Raw genomic sequence first — 2632 nt, 5'->3', positions numbered from 1 at the left:
AGAACGATCAACAGGCAGCCTGACTACCTGACCGGCGCTCTAGCGCCAGCACGTAGGTGTCGGCGGTCTGCCGGGCGAGGGTGCGTTTCATCGCCGCCTCGTCGGCGTCGCCGGTGGTCAGCCCGGCCTCGCAGTGCACGCCGGTGACGCCCAGCAGGAAGAGGTCGGCCCGCACCTGGTTGGCCGCCTCGGCGGCGGCCGCGCCGCAGGTGACGGCCGAGTGCCTGAAGAGCCGGCCGCCGATTAGGAGCGCGTCGGTGGACGGGTGGTCCACGACTTCCCATCTACTACCAGGTGGAAGAATCCCGCTCGCCGCCTGATCGCGCGCGCCGCCCCCACCGTCTTATCCGGGCAAAGAGAAACCCCGGCCTGGACCCAGACCGGGGCGCTCGTGGTCGCCGGTCAGCCGGCCGTCGGCACCGCCGCGGTCTCCTCGACGACGGCGAACAGGCCACCCTCAACATCGCGCCAGTCGCTGACGGGGCGGACGTCGAGGGTCGCGAGCAGCTTGTCGGCGGCCTCGCTGAGGGCGGGGAGGTCGGCGGCGTCGAGGCGGCCGACGATGGTGCCTTCCGTGTCAGCCTCACCACGGATGATCCGGACGTCGAGGGTGTCAGCGTCGACGTACGCGTAAGTGTTCGTGTCGGTCAAGGGAGCCTCCTTGGGACATGGGAGAGATCGGTTCGATTCGTACGAGGGAAATCCTTACGCAGCGACGCGGACCCGAGCCACGCGCCTCCCGAGGTGTCAGGCCGCACGGGCATATGGCGTGTCGTGGTCGTCCCGCGAGGCCAATCCCAAACCGATGGCGGCCAAATCCGGTCTAACCGCAGCTGCGGATGCCCTCCGCGGTAGATGTCGTGTGGTGCCAATCCGCGGCCGGATGATGTGCGGGCCAGCGCGGTTGGGAACTGCCGGTCCGTGCCTCTGAAGTCCCGTCGGCGGGGTCGATGCCAACCCGGTCGACGAAGAAGGCCCGCGCGGTGCCGACTACGCCGTCTCCAGCTCGGACGAGGCGCCTGACCTCCGCGCACCGTCGGATCAGCGCCGGGGCACTCAGGCCCGGAGCCCAAGCGCTGGTGCATAGTCGCGGCGGCGGATTGGTTGGGTGAGGATCTCGACGCTGTCGGTGGCCTGGTCGATCGCGCCGGGGAGATGGCCGAGCGGGCCGTCGGGTCGGTGTCCGAGCCGGGTGAGGAGGGTTCGCAGCGGCGGATCGCTGATTGCATCGGTCAGTGCACGGGTGAGGCGTTCGCCGCCGAGTACGTGGATGTCTCGGGAGTGAAAGCGGCGCGGCGCGGGGTCGACGGGCTCGGCCAGACCAAGCCGGTTCGTGGCGGCGGCGAGATGACTGGCCGCGGCACACAGTGCCGCTTCGCGTTCCCGCCACCGCGTCGCGCGCAGCGCGTGGTGCAGGTGCTCACCGATCTGGTCGGCGAGGGTCAGCTGCGCGAACGCGGCGGTCAGCCATTTGCCGTAGGGAGCCCAGCGGCGTTCGAGGAGGAATCCGATCCGAACGAGGTCACGGGCCACGCGGGCCACGAGCATCCGCGAGCCGAGGTCGTCGCCGCGACCACCGGTGCGGCCGACGAATGGTTCCTCCTGGCTGACCCGCAGCCAGCCGGCGGCCAGGACATAGCGCCAGATGTCGTCGGGGTACCACGCCAGCGCCCGACGCCGCGTGGTGAGCAGATCGAGCGGGTCGTGCAGGACCACGCCGCCGGTGAGGCTGGCCAGGATCTGGGTCGGGGCCAGCAGCCAGTCCGTCAGTTTCATCCCTTCGGCGGGGTCGACGCCGATCCGGTCGACGAAGAACGCCTGCGCGGTGGTCACCTCCACCTGATGGTGTGGCCGGCCGCCATGTCGATCGCTGTCGGGGTAGACGACCGGGAAACCGTCGAACCGCGCAGGCAAACCCCCCAGAGCGGCGTCGATCGGCGTGGCGTCGAAACCTGGCGGGACGAACAGCTGCACGCGGGGGCCGAAATCGTGATCCGTGGAAATCTCGTCATCGAAGCCGAGAACCTCGGACCCCTCACCGAGCAACGCGGCAGCGTGGGGAACGCCCGAGACCAGCGGCCGCACCGCCCGCTCGTAGAACCGTCGAGAAAGATCGCGACCTGACACCGTTCTGCGATCCTCCTCAAGGCGTCCCGTCATGGCACAGGCGCCTCATCGTCCTCGCTACCGCCACGTCTGGGCACCGGGGTTTTCGCCAGCCACCGGGCCGTCCGGGCCAGTCGCGATCTCCAGGTTCCGCCGCACAAGCGGGCCCCCGATCCCCAGGACGTCGTCGAGCAGCCGCCGCACACGTCGATCTCCTCGGCTGTGCAGTCGATCAGAACCTTGACCTCCACATCACGCCTGCCCGGATCCGCCGTCACGAAGAAGCCCGGTTCGCATGATCCCAACATGGTCGTCCAGGTGGGGCTCGAACCAACTCGCGACGCCCTGACCAGCGCCTTTCCGTGGCGCTGGATCTCAAAGCGATAGATCGCGAACCGCATGCATCCAGGTCAGGATCATGATCATCATATGGGTGGGCCGTCCGGGGCTCGAACCCGGACGCACCCACCCATGCGGGCGGCATCACCCCAAGCGGCCGGACACCCACCGTTCCCTTCCGGTAACC

The 2632-nt window shown here is 69.1% G+C and carries 4 protein-coding genes; 1 reads left to right on the top strand and 3 read right to left on the bottom strand.

What is annotated here, in order from left to right; all coding sequences use genetic code 11:
- Positions 1–7: 7 nt before the first annotated feature.
- The 3 genes from AC559T_RS11265 to AC559T_RS11255 form a co-directional block, all read right to left on the bottom strand.
- Positions 8–274 (bottom strand): hypothetical protein, encoded by a 267-nt coding sequence (locus tag AC559T_RS11265; protein ID WP_498868658.1) that lies wholly within the window; start codon positions 272–274, stop codon positions 8–10.
- A 128-nt stretch (positions 275–402) separates the two neighbouring features.
- Positions 403–651, bottom strand: coding sequence for a hypothetical protein (locus tag AC559T_RS11260; protein ID WP_131626475.1), 249 nt, complete (start codon positions 649–651; stop codon positions 403–405).
- A 405-nt stretch (positions 652–1056) separates the two neighbouring features.
- Complete coding sequence (locus AC559T_RS11255) at positions 1057–1833, bottom strand: DUF4037 domain-containing protein (RefSeq protein ID WP_498868657.1); 777 nt, start codon at positions 1831–1833, stop codon at positions 1057–1059.
- A 27-nt stretch (positions 1834–1860) separates the two neighbouring features.
- Here AC559T_RS11255 and AC559T_RS11250 point away from each other — a divergent pair, with 27 nt between their 5' ends.
- Positions 1861–2124, top strand: coding sequence for a hypothetical protein (locus tag AC559T_RS11250; protein ID WP_498868656.1), 264 nt, complete (start codon positions 1861–1863; stop codon positions 2122–2124).
- Positions 2125–2632: the final 508 nt, after the last annotated feature.

Source organism: Frankia sp. Hr75.2 (genome assembly GCF_949319125.1).
GTDB classification, from domain to species: domain Bacteria; phylum Actinomycetota; class Actinomycetes; order Frankiales; family Frankiaceae; genus Parafrankia; species Parafrankia soli.
Note: the sequence above shows the minus strand (reverse complement) of the source record. Positions and strands in the feature narration are given on the sequence as shown.